Consider the following 17,906-nt stretch of genomic DNA (forward strand, 5'->3'; position numbering starts at 1 on the left):
AAACTTAGGCCGACTGCTTTTGTTGTTTGGCACGCGCTTTAGCGGCTTTTTTGGATGGCCAGAGATAAAAAATAGCGCAGAAATAAAACACGCTGCATAAAACAATTTCGGCCCAAGCCCAAGGTAAACTTGCTGCAGAAGGGTCAGACCACGCCCGCACCACGCCTTCGGCAAAGTATAAAAGAATAAACATGGACGCCCATTGCAAAGTGTAAAGGTTACCTTTAAGTACACCTCGTAAAGGAATGAATAATGGCAATACTTTTAATGCCATCCATGAACCGCCAGGCTTTAGTGGCGCGAAATAAAGCTCCCACGCCACACAGACGACGATGAGAGCGACGTAGGCAACAGCGGCCAAACGATGTAATACTGGATTTAAACGTGCTTGCATACTTGTTATTATGACTCGAAAAAGTAGGCCACAGTGCGCCCGCACGCGCCTGCTTCCACTGTCAAAAGGATTAACGCTACATGAATAGCCAAACGGAAAGTCTGACCCCTACTTTGGATGAGCCGATAGCCGTACCGGAACCTTCTCGCTGGGCGCAGCTTTGGAGCAATTTGCACTACGTGCTAAAGCGCCTCATCGCTAAAGACTTAATGAAAGTAGCGTCCAGTTTAACCTACACCACCATACTTGCTTTGGTTCCTTTACTGACGGTAGTGTTAGCTTTGTTTACGGCCTTTCCACTGTTCAATGAATTTCAAGGAGCTCTAGAAGATTTCCTGACGCGCAGCCTGATGCCGGAAAATGTCTCGGACAATATCATGATGTATCTAAACCAGTTTGCCGCCAAGGCTTCTAGCCTTACGGCCATCGGTAGCCTGTTTCTGATTGTGACCTCTATCATGCTGATCATGACGATAGACCAAACCTTCAACGATATTTGGCAAGTCCATCAGCAGCGTCCACTGACCCAGCGCCTTCTGGTGTACTGGGCCATTATTTCGCTAGGGCCTATTTTTACAGGCGCCAGCTTATGGGCAAGCTCAGTTCTAGCCAGCTCTTCATTGGGGTACATCAACGCCCTGTCAGGCCCGGTCAATCTACTTCTCACTTATTTGCCATTTCTGTTTAGTTTAATCGGCTTTACCGCCTTATTTCTATTTGTTCCTAATCGAAAAATTTGGTGGCGCGATGCGTTCATGGGAGCTTTATTTACGGCGCTCGCCTTAGAACTAATGCGTGCCGGATTCGCCTTTTATCTCACCCGCTTTCCTACCTACACCATAATTTACGGAGCTTTTGCAACCCTGCCCATTTTTTTACTGTGGATCTATATCTCTTGGATGATTGTATTACTCGGAGCCTCTATTGCCGCCTTATTACCCGAGCTCCGTCATCGACATTGGATGGATAGAAATGTGCCTGGCATAGATTTCGCAGATGCCATCAATCTTCTCTACACGCTTTGGCTACGTCAACGTGCAGGCCAGACAGGAATGAGCTTACTAGACTTGAGTTACGCCCTAGAGCGCGACGCCGACGAGCTCATCACGGTGCTAGAGCAACTGAAACAAATGGGGTGGGTTGCCAATACCGAGCAAAACAAAACAGAATCTTGGGTACTCTGTAGCGACTTACGCCAAGTTCGCATAAATCAAGTACTTGATGTATTTTTACTGAACCGCTCGCTAATCAGCGCAGGTCCGGTAAAATACCTTATCGATTATTTATCTAACGCGCTGGAAGATGGGGTCACGCATCTTGAGGCTTTATTTAATCAGCCCGAATTGCTAGCAGCACGTCAAGCACTACCGCCGCAAGATGGTAGTGCCAACGCCCTTTCTTCCACTTGAACCGCCGCTATAGCAGCCAGGAGTATAAAAATGCTAAAGGTCAGTGAAATTCTGCGTGTAAAAGGGGACACTCTCTATACCGGCACACCTGACATGACCGTTGCGAATGCCGTAAAAAGCATGAGCGAACTTGATATCGGGTCTTTAGTCATCATGGAGCATGGCCAACTTGTAGGCATGCTCACTTTCCGCGAGCTCATTCGCCATTGGGATGCTCACCCAGAGCAAGGCAACAGCTATACCGTGCGCAGCATTATGGATGACGCCCCCGTCAGCGTCACCCCTAACACCAGCGCTGACGAAGTACAACGGCTCATGCTAGATAAGCACGCACGTTACATACCCGTTATGGATGGCCCGTTGCTGTTAGGCGTGATCTCTTTTTATGACATGGCCCGCGCCATCGTCAATGCACAAGAGTTCGAAAACAAAATGCTGAAAGCCTACATTCGCGACTGGCCTAACGACGGTACAACCACTGACTAAACACCTTGCTTAGTCAGTGGGCGCAAGCCTAGGGGTTAAGTTTCTGTAACTCAGCCCATGCCTGCAACAAGATATCGGCGCTGTTTGTCTTGTAGTTAGCCGGATCCGATAAGGTGCGACGCCACTGGCGAGCACCTTTTTTACCATGTGGCCAACCCATCATGCTTTTCAAGACCAGCCTTAGGTTCTGACCCACCTGCATTTGCTCAATCGCATAACGGTGCATATGCGCCACGATGTCTTGCTCACTCAGCAAGTTGTGCTCAGGCCATAAACGCCTATGAATATCAGCTAAGACTTGTGGCGTGTGCCAGGCTGCTCGGCCTAACATTACCCCATCATGCTGCTCACAAAGCGCTAGGGCCTGCTCTGCGTCAGCAATTCCCCCGTTCAATACAAAAAGCGCATCGGGGAAGTCTTGCTGCAACTGCGCTGCCCAATCGTAACGCAGCGGTGGAATTTCGCGGTTTTCCTTAGGCGATAATCCCTTTAAAACAGCGTTGCGGGCATGCACAATAAACACTCGACAGCCTAAGCGATACGCGGCACCCACAAAGTCCTGCACAAACTGATATGAATCAGAATAATCCAAGCCAAGGCGATGTTTAACCGTCACGGGCACCTGCACAGCATCTTGCATCGCGTTCAAGCAATCGGCCACCAGTTGTGGCTCGGCCATTAAGCAAGCGCCAAAGGCCCCCTTTTGCACTCGCTCCGAAGGGCAGCCACAATTTAAATTAATTTCGCTGTATCCCCACTGTTCTCCAATTTTAGCGGCTTGCACCAAATCGTGCCGCTCACTGCCCCCTAGCTGTAAAGCCACGGGCTGCTCTGCAGCATCGAAATCCAAATGCCGCGCAGCATCACCATGCAAAATAGCACCAGTACTGATCATTTCCGTGTAAAGCAGTGCTTTAGGTGCCAGCAAACGATGAAAATAGCGGCAATGACGGTCCGTTACATCAATCATTGGCGCCACACTAAGACGCCAAAACTCTGGATTCGGATAGCCTTGAGGCAAAGTAAGAATACGCATGAAACCCAAGCCTGAGCACAGGCAATAAAATTATGAGGCCTAAGCCCTTATTTTATAAGTTTACCCGCACAGTTTCAGCCTATCTATGCCTATTTCCAGTCGGCATGCCGACAAAGTATCAAGGACTGGTCTAAAATCAACCCTTTATGTGGCTCACTCCGCTCTATTTTTAGCGGTCTACTACCTACTTATTGATAACAAGCATGGCTGTATTTACCCCTGTCAGTGATGATGATGCCCGACAACTCCTAAAACAATATAACTTAGGCGAACTTGTTTCTTTGCGTGGAATTAGTGCTGGTATTGAAAACACCAACTACTTTCTCAACACCACTCAGGGCGAGTACATACTCACACTGTTCGAGGTACTCACGCACGAGCAACTGCCTTTTTATATTGAACTCATGCACCATTTAGCCAGTGCGGGGCAATTGGTCCCTGAACCTCAAACGGGCTTAAATGGTCAACGCATCACTACCTTACACAATAAACCGTGCTCAATTGTGACCAAACTAGAGGGCGGCTACGAGCCCGAGCCTAGCAGCGAACACTGCCGCCAGGCAGCTACGGCGATGGCCCGCATGCACCTAGCTGCACAAGACTTCCCCATTCGTCAAGACAATCTGCGAGGCTTATCTTGGTGGCAATCAAACGCACCAAAGGTACTCCCTTTTCTGAGCCCCGAACAGGCCGATCTTTTACAATCGGTGCTCTCCGAGCAAAGCAACTACGCACAAACCGAGCAGTACTTGTCACTACCACGCGGCCCTTCACACTGTGATCTATTCCGCGATAATGTGCTGTTTGCTGGCACGCATGAGAACCCTCAACTCGGCGGTTTCATCGATTTTTACTTTGCTGGCTGTGACACATGGATTTTCGACATCGCGGTCGGCGTTAATGATTGGTGCATCGATAGGCTAACAGGAGCTCTACAGATCGAAAAAGCTCAGGCTTGGCTCAGCGCCTACGCTCAAGTTCGCCCCTATACCGATGCTGAGCGTGCAGCATGGCCAATTATCATACAAGCTGCGGCATTGCGCTTTTGGATTTCCCGCCTCTATGACTTCCACCTGCCCCGCCCAGCGCAAACACTAAAACCTCACGATCCTCGCCACTTTGAGCGTGTTTTACAGCAGCGCCGTCAGTTCGGTGTACCTGCTCTGCCTTAGATCCAACTCTTATCTGATCTCCTATGCAAGCTCATTCGCTTCCCCCCACTTATGGTTTTTATTGGATACAAGGTGGGTGGCGCTTATTTAAAGCGCAACCGCTCGCCTTGCTATTTTGGAGTTTAGCTACCCATATTTTGTTGCAAATCAGCTTTATACTGCCTTTATTAGGCCAGGCAGCAGTACTCGTGCTAACCCCAAGCATGACATTTATAGTGCTCAATGCCAGTTGGCGTATTGAGCAACAACACACCATGCGTTTGGGCGATTGGTTGCAACCGGTCAAGCCCGCTAATACGCGCACACAGTTAGTCCGATTGGGCTTCTTGTATATGCTCTGTAGCCTAATCATCGCTTTTGTTGCCATCACCCCGTTTATGGATGACATCATGCAGGCGGTAGATCATCAGGGCCAAGTGGAATTTACCGCTTTGCTTCAAGCCATGCAAAAACCCATGACGCTGTTCACAGTGCTGTATGTATTACTGTCCGGTTTGTTTTGGCACACTCCCGCTCTAGTAGGCTGGCATCACATCCCCATTAAACAAGCTCTGTTTTTTTCCATGGTTGCCTGTTGGCGTAATAAATGGGGCTTTTTACTCTACGGAGCTTTTTGGTTTGGCCTGATTTTTGCCACCAAACAGTTAACGAGCGTACTGTTAAGTAGCGGCATGCAATCGGCCACCGTGCAGTTTATTCTCACCCCCATCAATATGATTTTGATGGCCGTACTGTACGCCAGCTTTTATCCCGCCTATTTAACTATTTTTGGCGTACGCCCCCCTGAAGCTCGCGCATAAGCAAACGCCAAGCCTGCAGGCCCTGCCCTGCAGGGGCTTCTAGCACTGCCCATGCCTGCCTGCATGTGCGTATCCTGTTTTTGGGCGTATTGGGGCAATAGCGCAGTATCGCTCCGTACTTATCAATAAACACCACATCAATATGCGCCTGCATGGTGTAAGTGTGAATCGTGCGACACGGTTTTAACAGTAAGGCTATGCACGTGCGCTCTACAGGTGGATAAGCATTCAATCCACGCCAGCGCGTCCATAAGGTATTGGCAACATGTAACGTCAGCATTAGGCTTGCCCGGTCAATAAAGGAAACAGCTGCGCCCCTAAGCCCAACAACAACACAATAAAAGTACATGGCATCAGGCATAAGCTTAAGGGCAACAGCATTTTCAACGGGGCCTGTAGGGCTTTTTGCTCACCTTGTTGCAACAAACGCTCCCGCAACTGTGTAGCCTGAATACGCAACAAGGGCGCAAGACTAATCCCAAAGCTATCGGCCTGCTCTAGCGTCCAAGCCCATTGATGTAAGGCCTCGAGTTGCATATGCTCGGCATAGTGTTGTAAGGCCTGCTGACGTCCCATGCCCGCGCTTAAACACTCCAGCAAACGGGCCAGCATAAGCCGACTTTGTGGGCTGGGTGTTAACGCATAGATGCGCTGCAATGCCACATTAAAACCAGCCCCACTTTCTAAAGCCATCACCAGCAGATCAAAAAGGAACGGAAGTTCTCGTTGTAACTGCCGACGCTGACGTTGCCACGCACGCGATAGCCCTTGAATTCGCCACATCATCACACCAGCGCTTAACACCAACCCCAAAAACACTCCCACGCCGCCGGACTGCAAGCTTAAAGCGAGTATTAGACACGCTGCTATACACAGAACCAAACACTGCTGTAGCACTGCACTCAGAAAGCCCAAAGGGGTTTGCGTATACAGCCCTGCTCGATCTAAACGTTGCCGCCATTGGGCCTCACCACTGATCTGCAACACTATCTGCGCTACGGGCTGGCCAAAAAACCGTTCAAAAGCCCCCTTTTCAAGCCGCAAAGTGCGTGCACGAGTACGCCAACGCAAACTCAGCACCATGACACACAATAGGCATAGAACCGACGCACCGTAAAATACTAGGCTCATTCTAGATCTCGCAAAATTAACACGATAAAGCGTATCCCTAGAAACAATAAAACGCCCAACAGCAGTGCGGCCCCCAGGCCTACTTCACTTAACCAGACCGAGGTCGACGCCTGCGGATCCAGCCAATACAGCACTATCGCCAACAAGAAGGGCAATATGCACATGACCCAGGCCTGCAAACGCGCTTGAGCAGTTAAAGCACGCATGCGTAAACGCAAGTGCAAAGCCTGCCGCAAGCTAAGCGCCAACTGCTGCAGGGATTCGCCCATCCCGCCTCCTTGATGTAAGCCCAGCTCTAGGCAAGCTCGCAGCAACAACACCCCCGAGCTACGAGTGCGTTGGTGTAATACCCAAAGCGCTTCACCCATTCCCATACCCAAACGCATATGTCGCAGCATAAAACGTAGCTCTTGGCCTAAGGGCGCTGGCGCCCTGGCGCCTAATGCCTGCAATGCCAACTGCAGCCCAGTACCTGCTTGTAAAGCAGCCGCCAAAGCCTGCACAAAATCAGGAAGCTGTTGCTCGATGTGGGCATACCTTTGGCTACGCAAGCGCTGCAATAGCAAAAAAGGAGCCCCTAAAGCCAGTATCAGCATGATCGTCAACACTGTCCATGAGCCACCCATGCCAACAATAAGCACGACAAGCCCAGCAAGGCCGCTTAAGCCTAGACGCCACAGTAGCGAACTATCGAGAAAAAAGTAGAACTCTTGCAGCGTTATTTGCCACTGTTTTAGCAAGCGGCGGTAGTACCACGCCACGCTATAACCCGTCGCACGGCCTACTAACAGCACGGCACTCAAGACAAAAAACAAACTACTCAGTAGCACCAAGACGAACATGAAAGCCCCTTTTTTAGCTTGCCATTAAGCCCGCCCATACCGAGCGCAAACGAGGCGACTGTGCCGCCAATTCAGAGGCTATAAAAACAGGTGAAGGCTCACTGTGGTACCGATATAAGCTTTGCGTTTGTATGCGTCCTGACTCAATTCCGCTTACCTCCACAATTTCATCGATCAAGCGTCGCCCACAGGGTAAGCGACGCAACTGAACCAAGCACTGCACGGATGCCACAATATGCTCACGCACAACCGATAAGGGTAACTCCAAGCCTGCCATCAAGACCATGCTCTCTAAGCGACTTAAGGCGTCACGTGGACTATTCGCATGCAAGGTGCTCAACGACCCCTCATGGCCGGTGTTCATAGCGCTGAGCATATCGAAAGCCTCGGCCCCACGACACTCACCCACAATAATGCGGTCGGGACGCATACGCAGGGCATTACGTAATAACTCGCGTATATCGATATTTCCAGAGCCCTCACTATTGGGTGGCCTGGCCTCAAGTGCCACCAAGTTTTGATGCTGTAAGCGTAACTCCGCCGTATCCTCAATCGTGACGATGCGCTCATGCTCAGGAATCCAGGTACTTAATGCATTCAATAAGCTCGTTTTCCCTGTACCTGTACCGCCCACCAACAAACAATTAATACGGGCGAGCACACACTGGTGCAGAAAGGCCGCCATGTCACTAGATAAGCCACCGGACACTTGCCAGTCGGCCATACTTAAGGTGTGTTGCGGGAACTTACGCACGGTCAAGCAGGCACCTTGTAAAGCTATCGGCGCAATCACGGCATGCACCCGTGAACCATCGCTCAAGCGCGCATCCACTAGGGGAGACTGCTCGTCCAAACGACGCCCTAAAGGCGCCACAATGCGATCCAACACCGCTCGAAACGCGTGCTCGGAGCTAAACCGCACGGAACTTCGTAGTAAACGCCCAGATTTTTCTATGTATATGCAATCAAATCGATTCACCATGATTTCACTGACCTGCCCATCGGCCAGAAGCACCTCCAGGGCACCGAGACGCAAAGCCTCGTCACAGACTGCTTTTTGCAAATACTGTTTTTGCGCAGCGGTGTAGCTATAGTCGGCGGTTAAGATCTGCCCCATTAGCTCATAAGCCTCTTGATACAAGGCTTTATCACTTACCTGACTAAGATCGCGCCGGGCCAAATCCAAACGCACCAATAATTCAGCGTGTAAGCGAGACAGCGCTGCCCACAGTTGCGCAGACAATTCGTCGCTTGGCTGCGCAAGATTTAGCCTAGCTTCAGGCGTAGAATCGGACTCATCCGGCTGGTGCCCCGCCGATAAAATGATCTCTTGTTCTTGCCGAGCCAAGTTAACCAGCTGAAAATCGAGAATACGTATGCGATACGGCCCAAGCTCAATGACATCACCGGCCTCAATAATTTGTTCGCTTGATACCCTAACGCCATTTAGTCGTGTGCCTAATAGACTTCCCAAATCTTGCAGATAAAGCCCTGAAGCACGGCGCAAAATTGCCGCGTGCCGACGTGCAAGCATCAAGCTACGCGGCGCCAATATAGGATGCCCGCGCCCTAACTCAAGGGGTAGCAACACGGTGTGCTGCTGCACGCCCTGCCCTGTTACGCTAACCTCAACATTTAGGCGGTCAATCATGCTAGTCCTCGATCCATTGAGATGATGACCCACTGGACGGTGCATCATAGACAGGGTTGTTTAGCGTACTTGCATCAAAATACTGATCAACGATAGCCTGGCCGCGCCCCACCCGCTGCATGAGGTCGGGATGCTCAGCCTGCACAACAGTAGGCGTGACAAAAATGGCAAGCTCTGTCTCATGCCGTTGAAAACGCTCAGAACGAAATAAATGCCCAAGAACAGGCAAACTACCTAGGCCCGGGACCTTATCGATATTGCTGGACTCTTCACGGGAGATAAAACCAGCCAACACTAATGTCTGCCCTGAGCGCACATTAAACTCACTGGCCGCACGACGGGTTTTCATCGCAGGCCCCGCGTTGGAAGATACGCTCGGGTCTACCGAACTGACCTCGACTTCGAGCTTAGAACGCACCGCACCTCCGCGCTCAATACGGGGCACTATTTTTAAGGCCACACCATAAGGCTTAAAGACTGTATGGCTATTACCGTTCTTATCGGTACTGAGATAAGGAATTTCCCCGCCAGCCAGAAACTCAGCTTGAGCACCGCTACGTGCCAATAACTGAGGCTGAGCCAACACTACGGCATAGCCCTCTTGGGCCATCACCTGTAAACGAGCAGACAGCAATGCGCTGACGCCAAAATACGAAGCCATTTGCTGGGTAGGATAATGAATAGGCAAAACGCTTTCACCGGGCCGCTCGGCAATATGGCGTGAACCGGCATCCCAAGCAAGGCCTGCGTTGATACCGCCCTCAGCATGAGGATTCCAACGTATGCCTAAGTCGCGCATAGCATGACGGGGCAGCTCTAATACCTGTACATCCAGCATAACCATGGGCTCCCAGCCCATTTGGCTGGTGAAGTCCAACAACTGTGGATAGTGTTGGCTGAGCAGTGTTAAGCGCTCTCTGTCCTCGTCGCTTATTTGCTCACCTTCTAGAACCAGCCTGCCCCCCACCTGGCTAAGACGTAAGTTGGGGATGCGCTCCAGCACATGCTTGAGCTCTTGCAAGGACTGCCGTGCGTTTTCAGCGGCCACTTCAATGGTGTACTGATGCACCTTGCCATCAGCCGTCCACACCTGCAAACCTGTGTGTCCCTGCTGACGTGCGAATAGAATCAACTCATGATCTTGCGTGGTCATAGCATTAATAATCTGACCATCCCCCACTGCCACACGCTCCACTGTTTTATGCCCTAAAACAGTGAGCTCGCCCACCTGCATGCGTAGTTCTTGACTAGCCCAAGCACTGGTTAACGGGCCCATGAATAGCCATAAACTTAAGGCCAGCCATACAGAGCGACACTTACTCATAAATACCTCCCTCTGAGACCAAAGGCTTAGATGGCTCCCTTGCCGCACTAAAAGGCAAATCAATTAAGCCTAGGTTGTCCAGCGCAGACAATGGCACAGCCGCACCTGATGCCTGTGATGCTTGTGGCATATGCCCATATAGAATCTCGGGTTTACGTATCGTCGTTTCAGATTGAGTGGCGCCAATTCCTAGAACGTGCGCGAGCTCCCCTCGCATGGCTTTTTGACTGTGCTCGTGGTCGCCAGGATTACGCAGTAAAGCAGTAATACGCCCATTTTGTCGTGCTGCCACTAAGCGCAACGCCTCGTCGGGTGCCAAGTCTAAGGTCAACGTACGATAGTTTTGGGAGGCCTCGAACTCTTTCTCAGGGGAAATTTGTTTGCCTGTGGCACGCACCAAAACACTTTGCAGTAAAGGAGCCGTTACCCGCCTGTCCTGCTCATCAAAACTGACATAAATATCAATTAAATCGCCGCTTTGTATTAGCCCCGACACTGAGTTAATGTCATCTACCGGTATTGTCATGGCTCGCCGTCCAGGTAGTAATTGTTGTGAAAAGGCGATGTCGTCATGCTCGTGCAAATAAGCGGGTAAGAGTAAATCGCCGGCTTGCAAACTGCGTCGTAAACGCAGGCCCACTACTTGGCTATAATCATCGGGCGACACGCTCTCACTAGGGAGTAAATCCAAAGGAAAATCCCGCACAGCAAGATGATCAGCCTGTAGACGCATACCAGCCTGCATCGCTTGCCCTACTACTACTCGAGAAGCAGTAACGACCTGATGCGCGGCACGTATGGAGGCTTGTTGTTCCTGCAGGTATTTCTGTACAGCCCATACCGCCACTAGCCCCATGGCCACGGCCAACACCAATAAAAGGATTGTTCCCATCCAGGATCTAAACCAATGCATGTGCCCCCCCGTTAATGGCAAGGCTGGCAACGCACCAGCAGGTGCTGTTGCTCGCGCCCCCAATACACCGTTAAACGTTGCTGCTCAGGGCCCAACCACACACTCGGTAAATCCTTATGTGGATGCCACTGGGCACGCTTGAGGGCCTGTATAAAAGCGGTAGACTCTACTGGCTGGCTATCGGCTGCTGCTACCACGACGCAATGTAAGGATTTTGGGCTTGCTGGCACTATGTCAGGCTGCTCGGACTCACAATGCTGCCATGTCACACGCCAACCTAAGTCTTGCCATATGGCCTGCAAAACAAAGGGCTGACTGCTGCTTAACTGCTCGCGTATGGATAGGACGCCATGGTAGGCATACTGATCACCTTGTACGTGTAAAAGACAACCGAAGTCACCAGGCGTCAAAAAATAGTGGGTTTGCTCAACGCGCATATAGCGCTCAAAACTACCACACCGTTGGCCAAACTTAGTTTGTACTTGGGGCAAAAGCTGCACCAATGGCCCCTTGGCATTAAAAGCATGAATCAAGTAAATATCCGAACCCAATACCGTACGTTCCTGCGTGTGCCAAGTCAGTACTGCTTGCTGAGCCCACGTTCCTGAAGGCAGCCCCCCTAAACCTGTAGCCAGCCCGATCAGCCATTGCCCCGACACCCTATATATAGCGCCAAACATAATTAGTCCTTTCTATGTGGGACATAGCGCTCCCACGGTCCTAACCAATCGGTATGTGGCACCTGTCGACCCCACTGCCCTTCTAGAGCTGAAAAGGACGGGAGCAAGCGACGCACTACCCCTTGCGAAGGCCCAGCTGTTTGGCGCCATATTTCTTCGGCCTGCTCTAAGCGCGTACGAGTCTGTGTATCACCATTAGTAGTGCCCGTGTCGCCCATCCAATAGGCATGCCGTTGCAAGCGGGCTATAAAATCAGGCATGCCTTGTAGAGCATGGGTAGATTGCGTCAACTGCAACCCATACAACTGCGCTGCCCCCAACTGCAAGTCACTATAGCTACTGCGCCAAGCCGATGAGAGCTGCCCCATCGAGCTCGGCTTTATCTCTAGATCCTGCCGCTTATTCAGTTCGTGGGGCGCTTGATAAACTGCTTGAAAGAGCCGCCCAGATGCCTGGGCCTGAAGCTGATGGGCATACCCTATATGCCTGAACAACCAGGTGGCGCTAATAAAAAACAGCACTAAACTTGCTAGTACGATTACCGCCTCGGCTAGGGCTTGGCCTTTCATTTCGTTCATGGCAGCTCCTGAACCGCGTTTTGACTTAGGCGCGCCAACCAATAAGGTTGAAACAAGTTGGGGGATTCAACTGAGCTATTGCTTGATTCCGGGTGCCGAAAAAATGACTCTGCGCCAGACTGAGTAGCCACCCATTGAAAAGCGGGACCTTGGATGCGCAAGTCAACACGGAAAGCCAAGGCTTGCTGCTGCTGTAGTTCTAACAAAGGCGGCATCGGCGCCGTATGCACAGGCTGCTGGTCGCGCAGCGCCCAAGAGTTCGCCAATGCATTGGCATTCCCTGAAAAAATATCCCAACTGGTATGCTCTTGGACCCAACGCCAAAAGCTTTGCTCTGAAAAATTATCAGGCGGCTGATCCGTAGACGCGTGCCCAAACCCATGCGCCCTATCTACCGCCATCCATGCCCACGCCATTGGATATTCGCGCGAGCAACAGGAACGTATATCTCTAAACGTCCGCATTTGAGTATAGCGCTTTGTTTTTGCTTGCCTTTTCCTTATCACTCAGTCTCTTGGCGTGCCTGTTTATCTCTATTAGTCCATACTTTTTAGTGCCCTAATATGTACCCCTATTGTTAGTATTTTTCTCATATTCAAAAGGGGTACAAGTGGCCGCAAATATCCTTACAGATCGGGGCGTTAGATCAGCAAAGCCAAAAGACAAAGAATACTTTTTGTCAGATGGCATGGGGCTGTATTTAAGAGTCCGTCCGTCAGGCTCTAAGCTTTGGGTTTTGAGATACACAAACCTTTCGGGTAGACAAGCAAAGAAATCTTTAGGAAGCTACCCAAATGTATCGTTAGCTCACGCACGTAAATTAGCTCTATCGTCCCGAGAGTCCTTAGTGCGAGGCGTTGACCCGCAGTCAATGCAATCAGAAGCCCCTGCTACTGTTCAAGATCTATTTGAAATATGGATGAAACAAGACATCTCTGTTAGAAGAGAGCCTAGAGGGGCTTACCGTTTAAGACTGAGAGCCGAAAAACATATACTCCCGCACATTGGCAATGACTCGCTGCAGGCGGTTACCCGATCTCGTGCCCTGACGCTGCTTAGGAAGCAAGTTCAACAAGGCCATAAAGCCCAAGCAAACGTCACTCTGCGCGACTTGCATCAAATGTTTAATTTCGCTCTGGCGCACGAGTGGATTCCGACAAATCGTATCGCTTCAATTAACAAAATAGAAGTGGGCGGCCGAAACGCAATAGGAAGTAGATACCTCACCCAAGAAGAAATTAGAGAGTTATGGCTGCGCAGCAATGGACCGTGCGGCATAACAACTCAATGTTTTGCGTCAATCTGGATTTGCATCTCTACGCTAGCCCGCATTGAAGAGATGAGCACAGTCGAAGAGCAAGAAATCGATCTCGCCGCTAGCACTTGGTTGATTCCAGCCAAAAAAAACAAATCAAACCGCGACCACGTGATCCACTTGTCAGATTTTGCAAAAAAACAGTTTGAGATATTGCTTAACACGCCCCGCGATGGCAGCAGGTATCTCTTCAAAAGCTATCGTTCAGAAAAATGCGTAACGCCAAAAGCTTTAAATTTTCAAATTTCGCATCGTCAAGACGGTGAAAGCGAACTAGATAGAAATAGCAGGCTTAGAGAAGGCGTCCGCACATCATTGCGTTTGCCCGGAGGAAGATGGTCGCACCACGACCTTAGAAGAAGTGGGGCCACGCTTATGGCTCTACTTGGAATACCAGAGAGCACTATTGGGTATTGTTTAAATCACACATCAAGTAGCGGCACGTTGATTCAGGTGTACCAGAAACAACGATACCTGAGCGAGCAAAAAGGGGCATTTAATCTACTCGGTAGCGAGCTTGCACGTCTGACCTCAGCATCTACATAGAGATTCAAAGCGGTTACACCAGAGAGATACACAGCCCGCCACCGTGCGGGCTTTTTTGTGCCTGCTATTTAATGCAAAAACAACACAATTATACTACTAGCCGATTCTTAGATAGTATTTTCATACGCTCATATGCACAGACCTAAACTCTGCTACCTCTTCTGTAGGTATGTACGGGCAACGACCGGTGGATTATGCAAAAGCAAAAAAATCCTGTGCTACATTTCTCTCAATGACTTTCACCACAAGAACATTCGCAACGACAATAGCCAAGATGAGTTACATCCTCTTACTTTCATGGCTATAATCAGCCAGAAGCTGTCGTCCAAAGTATGGCTGCGGATGGTAGATACAGGCTGATTGCAGATGTTCTCCTCAAAAACGTAAAGATTGCTAAGGCCGAAAGCACATAAACCATAGAAATACGCACGTTAGTGTTACATAAACTCACTAGATTTTGCGACTGATACGGAAATTTTTAAGGATAAGAGGACTTCCGGATGGCCGACCTATTAACCGAGCATTTGAAGAAAAAATCAGAGGGCGATTCATCGCTCCAATTGCTGTTCAGCCAATGGGACTTTGATCGAAAATTGATTCCTAAAGCCTTGCAAACAATTGGCAATCTTTTCCCACACTACAGTAGACATGACGAATCGCATAGTCGGCAAATTCTGGTCAATATCGAACGCTTGCTAGGAAATAATCTAGCATTACTCACAGCAACTGATATTTGGTTGTTATTAGAGGCCGCCTATTGGCACGATATCGGAATGGTTGTTCCGCAGCGAGATTTGGAAGAAGCACTGTCTGATCCGGATTTTGATGGTTTTTTGCAAACCTTTGTGTCACAGCCCCATCACGAATTACACGCCATTGCACTTGCTCTCAATGAGAAATCAGGTTCATTTCAAATTTTCTTCAATGAAACTCCTCTAGTCTCAGTAACACGGTTTCGTGAACTGATGGCTGAATGGTTTCGCCTGAAACATCCTGCTCGAGCAGAACATATAATAAATACGCCCTATTCCAGTGTAGGACTTAGTTCGCCACGAACAGAATTAATTCCAGCACGTCTTTTTAGTATCCTAGGTCGGATTTGCAGTATGCACGGCGCATCGTTCGAAACGCTGATCGGCGCAGATGGGCTCTCATTCCGCGAAGTAGGCATGGGGCGTGATGACTGTCACCCACGGTTCGTTGCATGTCTACTGCGTCTTGGTGATCTGTTGGATCTCGATGACAACAGGTTCTGTCCTGTGATGCAAGGCATTGCAGGAGAAGATCGCCCCGCCTTAAGTATGGCACATGAGGATAAGCATGCTGCAATACGACATCTTCGGATTGACCAGGAACGGATTTCAATAGAAGCAGAATGCCAAACTGTCGATGGGTATATGGAGGCTTTCCGTTGGTTCGGTTGGCTCAAGGAGGAAATGCGGGCGCAAATGTCCCGATGGCGTGATATCGTGCCCAATCGGGAATTAGGTTTGTTGCCAATGCTGGAGCCGGTTTCGGTTCGACTAGCAGGCAGTCTTAAAATACTCAAAAATGGCGAGCGTCCAGCCTTCACTCTTGATACGAAGAAGGCCATTGAAATGCTGCAGGGCGGCAATCTTTATGAGAGCGAGTACGCCTGCATTCGGGAGCTGCTTCAAAACTCAGTGGATGCAACGCTGCTGAAGATCTGGATGACCCACCGAGCTACGATCGAAGATAACTTGTGGAAGTCTCCGGATGAGAAGGCTATACAAGAGCTTTTGAGGAATGCAACGATTCAGGTGTCACTGACCCAGTCAGAAACGTATGTTACCGATGCTGACGAGATGTCATGCTGGACCCTAACTATTCAAGATGCTGGTACGGGGATCAGCCTCGATGATCTTCAGTACATGCTTCAAATAGGGGGGTCTCATCGCAATACGGCTCGTAAGCGAGAAATTGATACCATGCCTGAATGGATGAAGCCATCGGGTGTCTTTGGTATCGGCTTTCAAAGTATCTTCATGCTTTGTGATCAAGTTTCATTGAAAACAAAAAGTTTGCTAACGAACGATATTCTCGAAGTTACGATGTATAGCCCGACCAGTCCACATGAAGGGCTAACTGTCATACAGCTGCTTGAGCCTAACATATCAGAGCCAACTGGAACGACCATCAAACTCCGCTTTGAAAGAGAGAAGTACCCTACAAAGTGGGCTGTGCCAATCCAGGATGACGGCTCGATCTTGTACAGAATATTTAGCTCTTTGGATCCTGTTTTTGATGGATGTTTTCCCTTTGCCGTCGCGAAATTGGCTGACCATATCCGTAAATTTGACGAAAACTCGATGATTCGTATTGAGGGTGAGCTACAAACTCTATCTGGCTCTTACCCTTTTAATCGAGAAAAAATTGAAACATGTCTAAATCAAGGAAAGAAGCCTTGGCGCTTTGTTCGGACTCAGAGTGCCGAAGTAAGAATCCGATACTGGCCACAGCCCTTAAACTACCTCCCCAATGAGATTAAGGCCTTCTATCGGGGACAGGCTTTTGAAGTAAAAAATATTTTCTTGCCGTATGTCACTGTTGATATAGATTTGCTGTCAGGCTCTGCAGGGAGCTGGCTTAATTTCAATCGTGACAGTATCTCTGCCGCTAGCAGCGAAAAGCTGCTCCACACCATTCTGGAAAGCCTGAAGACTGTCGTGGATGAGGATTTATCTACGCTTAACGAGCCTGAAACTCCTTGTGCGCTCCCAGAAGATAGACGGAAGCAAATCTCACTTTTCTCACTTTTTCTTAAGAGGATGGAACTGGGGTACGCTGGCGCTTGGATTGATCTATCGAAGCGTTTGGATAGCGAGTGGCTCGATTACCCATATGGGAAGAGTGGCGAGAGCTTGAAACCTGTTTTCGAGCTCAAGGATTGGGTTCTAGTAGAGTATGGTCAGCTAATGCAGCAAAAATCAAATTTCCCCCATACCTTTGCAGTCCATGCAAACCATAATATGCTACCCATTATTGCATCTGAATGGCTAAAAAAGCCCGGTAGATACTTGCAAGTTTTGGGCGATGACGAAGTTCTTAATAAGTCAGGTGATACGGTTGCAACACATGAAGTGCCAAACCAAATCATTCAAGAAACAATAAAACATGATTACTATTCTTATAGATTTCGCTTTACAAGCGAGAAGGTTGAGCCATACGACAATGCAGCCTTTGCAGCAGCCCTCGCTCAAAAGATGAGTAGCACGGTTAGCAATCAACGGGTAAAATCATATTTGTGCGATAGGTTTGCTGGATTGGCACTTGCTCCTAATACTGCGCTGAATGTTCCCAACTTATTTCCATTGTGCGCTGCCAGCGAAACAGATGTACTACTTCCCTTTTTATTTAGAAGGAAGCGGGGCAGCATCGATGGGTCGATTGAAGCGACTTCGGAGCAACTCAAGCGTCTATGCGAGTGGGTCAAACCACGACTAAAACAGCCTAGTGACCTAGACTCAATCCACCGTTTATACAGCGACTTGATCAATTGGATCGACAATGACGTCATGAGCAAAACGATTTTCTCTGAGAGATGGCTTCTGGCAAGGGGTTTGCAGGGGTCAGTGCTTACCGAATAGTTTTCTCTCTCGGGTATTACT

The 17,906-nt window shown here is 49.5% G+C and carries 17 protein-coding genes and 1 pseudogene; 7 read left to right on the forward strand and 11 right to left on the reverse strand.

Annotated features, from left to right (window positions below; genetic code table 11):
* Positions 1-4: 4 nt before the first annotated feature.
* Positions 5-394 (reverse strand): DUF2069 domain-containing protein, encoded by a 390-nt coding sequence (locus OSH01_RS11995; RefSeq protein WP_266124349.1) that lies wholly within the window; start codon positions 392-394, stop codon positions 5-7.
* Positions 395-474: 80 nt separating this feature from the next.
* Here OSH01_RS11995 and OSH01_RS12000 point away from each other — a divergent pair, with 80 nt between their 5' ends.
* Positions 475-1,803 (forward strand): YihY family inner membrane protein, encoded by a 1,329-nt coding sequence (locus OSH01_RS12000; RefSeq protein WP_266124350.1) that lies wholly within the window; start codon positions 475-477, stop codon positions 1,801-1,803.
* A 30-nt stretch (positions 1,804-1,833) separates the two neighbouring features.
* Positions 1,834-2,289 carry a CBS domain-containing protein gene (locus OSH01_RS12005; RefSeq protein WP_266124351.1) on the forward strand — a complete coding sequence of 152 codons (456 nt, stop codon included), beginning with the start codon at positions 1,834-1,836 and terminating at the stop codon, positions 2,287-2,289.
* Positions 2,290-2,317: 28 nt separating this feature from the next.
* On the opposite strand, the gene dusA is transcribed toward OSH01_RS12005, so the two are convergent.
* Positions 2,318-3,325 carry a tRNA dihydrouridine(20/20a) synthase DusA gene (dusA, locus tag OSH01_RS12010; protein WP_266124352.1) on the reverse strand — a complete coding sequence of 336 codons (1,008 nt, stop codon included), beginning with the start codon at positions 3,323-3,325 and terminating at the stop codon, positions 2,318-2,320.
* 203 nt (positions 3,326-3,528) lie between these two features.
* Between dusA and OSH01_RS12015 the strand changes: the two genes are divergently transcribed.
* The gene (locus OSH01_RS12015; protein ID WP_266124353.1) at positions 3,529-4,497 is read left to right on the forward strand and encodes a homoserine kinase; all 969 of its coding nucleotides are present in this window, start codon (positions 3,529-3,531) and stop codon (positions 4,495-4,497) included.
* Between the two features lie 23 nt (positions 4,498-4,520).
* A complete protein-coding gene (locus OSH01_RS12020; RefSeq protein ID WP_266124354.1) occupies positions 4,521-5,297 on the forward strand; it encodes a BPSS1780 family membrane protein in 777 nt (258 codons plus the stop codon).
* Here the strand turns inward: OSH01_RS12020 and OSH01_RS12025 are convergent.
* Genes OSH01_RS12025 through OSH01_RS12065 form a run of 9 tightly spaced genes read right to left on the reverse strand, consistent with a single transcriptional unit; the run spans position 5,260 to position 12,832 of the window.
* Positions 5,260-5,577, reverse strand: a complete 318-nt coding sequence (locus OSH01_RS12025; RefSeq protein ID WP_266124355.1) for a DUF192 domain-containing protein — start codon at positions 5,575-5,577, stop codon at positions 5,260-5,262. The genes OSH01_RS12020 and OSH01_RS12025 overlap by 38 nt on opposite strands.
* Positions 5,577-6,428 (reverse strand): type II secretion system F family protein, encoded by an 852-nt coding sequence (locus tag OSH01_RS12030; protein ID WP_266124356.1) that lies wholly within the window; start codon positions 6,426-6,428, stop codon positions 5,577-5,579. The genes OSH01_RS12025 and OSH01_RS12030 overlap by 1 nt, the downstream gene beginning before the upstream one ends.
* Positions 6,425-7,270 (reverse strand): type II secretion system F family protein, encoded by an 846-nt coding sequence (locus tag OSH01_RS12035; RefSeq protein ID WP_266124357.1) that lies wholly within the window; start codon positions 7,268-7,270, stop codon positions 6,425-6,427. The genes OSH01_RS12030 and OSH01_RS12035 overlap by 4 nt, the downstream gene beginning before the upstream one ends.
* 13 nt (positions 7,271-7,283) lie before the next feature.
* Positions 7,284-8,921 carry an ATPase, T2SS/T4P/T4SS family gene (locus OSH01_RS12040; protein WP_266124358.1) on the reverse strand — a complete coding sequence of 546 codons (1,638 nt, stop codon included), beginning with the start codon at positions 8,919-8,921 and terminating at the stop codon, positions 7,284-7,286.
* Between the two features lies 1 nt (position 8,922).
* Positions 8,923-10,245: a type II and III secretion system protein family protein gene (locus OSH01_RS12045; protein ID WP_266124359.1), complete on the reverse strand. Its 1,323-nt coding sequence runs from the start codon at positions 10,243-10,245 to the stop codon at positions 8,923-8,925.
* On the reverse strand, positions 10,238-11,158 hold the full coding sequence (cpaB, locus tag OSH01_RS12050; RefSeq protein ID WP_266124360.1) for a Flp pilus assembly protein CpaB: 921 nt from the start codon (positions 11,156-11,158) through the stop codon (positions 10,238-10,240). The genes OSH01_RS12045 and cpaB overlap by 8 nt, the downstream gene beginning before the upstream one ends.
* Positions 11,159-11,169: 11 nt before the next feature.
* Positions 11,170-11,838: a hypothetical protein gene (locus OSH01_RS12055; RefSeq protein WP_266124361.1), complete on the reverse strand. Its 669-nt coding sequence runs from the start codon at positions 11,836-11,838 to the stop codon at positions 11,170-11,172.
* A gap of 2 nt (positions 11,839-11,840) precedes the next feature.
* A complete protein-coding gene (locus OSH01_RS12060; RefSeq protein WP_266124362.1) occupies positions 11,841-12,416 on the reverse strand; it encodes a hypothetical protein in 576 nt (191 codons plus the stop codon).
* Positions 12,413-12,832, reverse strand: a complete 420-nt coding sequence (locus tag OSH01_RS12065) for a hypothetical protein (RefSeq protein WP_266124363.1) — start codon at positions 12,830-12,832, stop codon at positions 12,413-12,415. Before OSH01_RS12065 ends, OSH01_RS12060 begins: the two co-directional genes overlap by 4 nt.
* Before the next feature lie 194 nt (positions 12,833-13,026).
* Between OSH01_RS12065 and OSH01_RS16535 the strand changes: the two are divergent.
* The 3 genes and pseudogenes from OSH01_RS16535 to OSH01_RS12075 all read left to right on the forward strand — a co-directional run.
* Positions 13,027-13,281 (forward strand): annotated as a pseudogene (locus OSH01_RS16535) (Arm DNA-binding domain-containing protein); the annotation flags it as partial.
* A gap of 6 nt (positions 13,282-13,287) precedes the next feature.
* A complete protein-coding gene (locus OSH01_RS12070; RefSeq protein ID WP_266124364.1) occupies positions 13,288-14,277 on the forward strand; it encodes a tyrosine-type recombinase/integrase in 990 nt (329 codons plus the stop codon).
* 500 nt (positions 14,278-14,777) lie between these two features.
* Complete coding sequence (locus OSH01_RS12075; RefSeq protein WP_266124365.1) at positions 14,778-17,885, forward strand: HD domain-containing protein; 3,108 nt, start codon at positions 14,778-14,780, stop codon at positions 17,883-17,885.
* Positions 17,886-17,906 lie beyond the last annotated feature (21 nt).

Origin of the sequence: Alcaligenes endophyticus (assembly GCF_026344035.1) — a bacterium.
Classification (GTDB): domain Bacteria; phylum Pseudomonadota; class Gammaproteobacteria; order Burkholderiales; family Burkholderiaceae_B; genus Alcaligenes; species Alcaligenes endophyticus.

What these genes read in the sequence shown, in the direction of transcription:
- OSH01_RS11995 (WP_266124349.1), bottom strand. Translation starts at nt 394, where the DNA reads ATGCAAGCACGTTTAAATCCAGTATTACATCGTTTGGCCGCTGTTGCC.
- OSH01_RS12005 (WP_266124351.1), top strand. Translation starts at nt 1,834, where the DNA reads ATGCTAAAGGTCAGTGAAATTCTGCGTGTAAAAGGGGACACTCTCTAT.
- OSH01_RS12070 (WP_266124364.1), top strand. Translation starts at nt 13,288, where the DNA reads ATGCAATCAGAAGCCCCTGCTACTGTTCAAGATCTATTTGAAATATGG.
- OSH01_RS12060 (WP_266124362.1), bottom strand. Translation starts at nt 12,416, where the DNA reads ATGAACGAAATGAAAGGCCAAGCCCTAGCCGAGGCGGTAATCGTACTA.
- OSH01_RS12045 (WP_266124359.1), bottom strand. Translation starts at nt 10,245, where the DNA reads ATGAGTAAGTGTCGCTCTGTATGGCTGGCCTTAAGTTTATGGCTATTC.
- OSH01_RS12015 (WP_266124353.1), top strand. Translation starts at nt 3,529, where the DNA reads ATGGCTGTATTTACCCCTGTCAGTGATGATGATGCCCGACAACTCCTA.
- OSH01_RS12030 (WP_266124356.1), bottom strand. Translation starts at nt 6,428, where the DNA reads ATGAGCCTAGTATTTTACGGTGCGTCGGTTCTATGCCTATTGTGTGTC.
- OSH01_RS12065 (WP_266124363.1), bottom strand. Translation starts at nt 12,832, where the DNA reads ATGGCGTGGGCATGGATGGCGGTAGATAGGGCGCATGGGTTTGGGCAC.
- OSH01_RS12040 (WP_266124358.1), bottom strand. Translation starts at nt 8,921, where the DNA reads ATGATTGACCGCCTAAATGTTGAGGTTAGCGTAACAGGGCAGGGCGTG.
- OSH01_RS12025 (WP_266124355.1), bottom strand. Translation starts at nt 5,577, where the DNA reads ATGCTGACGTTACATGTTGCCAATACCTTATGGACGCGCTGGCGTGGA.
- OSH01_RS12000 (WP_266124350.1), top strand. Translation starts at nt 475, where the DNA reads ATGAATAGCCAAACGGAAAGTCTGACCCCTACTTTGGATGAGCCGATA.
- OSH01_RS12035 (WP_266124357.1), bottom strand. Translation starts at nt 7,270, where the DNA reads ATGTTCGTCTTGGTGCTACTGAGTAGTTTGTTTTTTGTCTTGAGTGCC.
- OSH01_RS12055 (WP_266124361.1), bottom strand. Translation starts at nt 11,838, where the DNA reads ATGTTTGGCGCTATATATAGGGTGTCGGGGCAATGGCTGATCGGGCTG.
- OSH01_RS12020 (WP_266124354.1), top strand. Translation starts at nt 4,521, where the DNA reads ATGCAAGCTCATTCGCTTCCCCCCACTTATGGTTTTTATTGGATACAA.
- OSH01_RS12075 (WP_266124365.1), top strand. Translation starts at nt 14,778, where the DNA reads ATGGCCGACCTATTAACCGAGCATTTGAAGAAAAAATCAGAGGGCGAT.
- dusA (WP_266124352.1), bottom strand. Translation starts at nt 3,325, where the DNA reads ATGCGTATTCTTACTTTGCCTCAAGGCTATCCGAATCCAGAGTTTTGG.
- cpaB (WP_266124360.1), bottom strand. Translation starts at nt 11,158, where the DNA reads ATGCATTGGTTTAGATCCTGGATGGGAACAATCCTTTTATTGGTGTTG.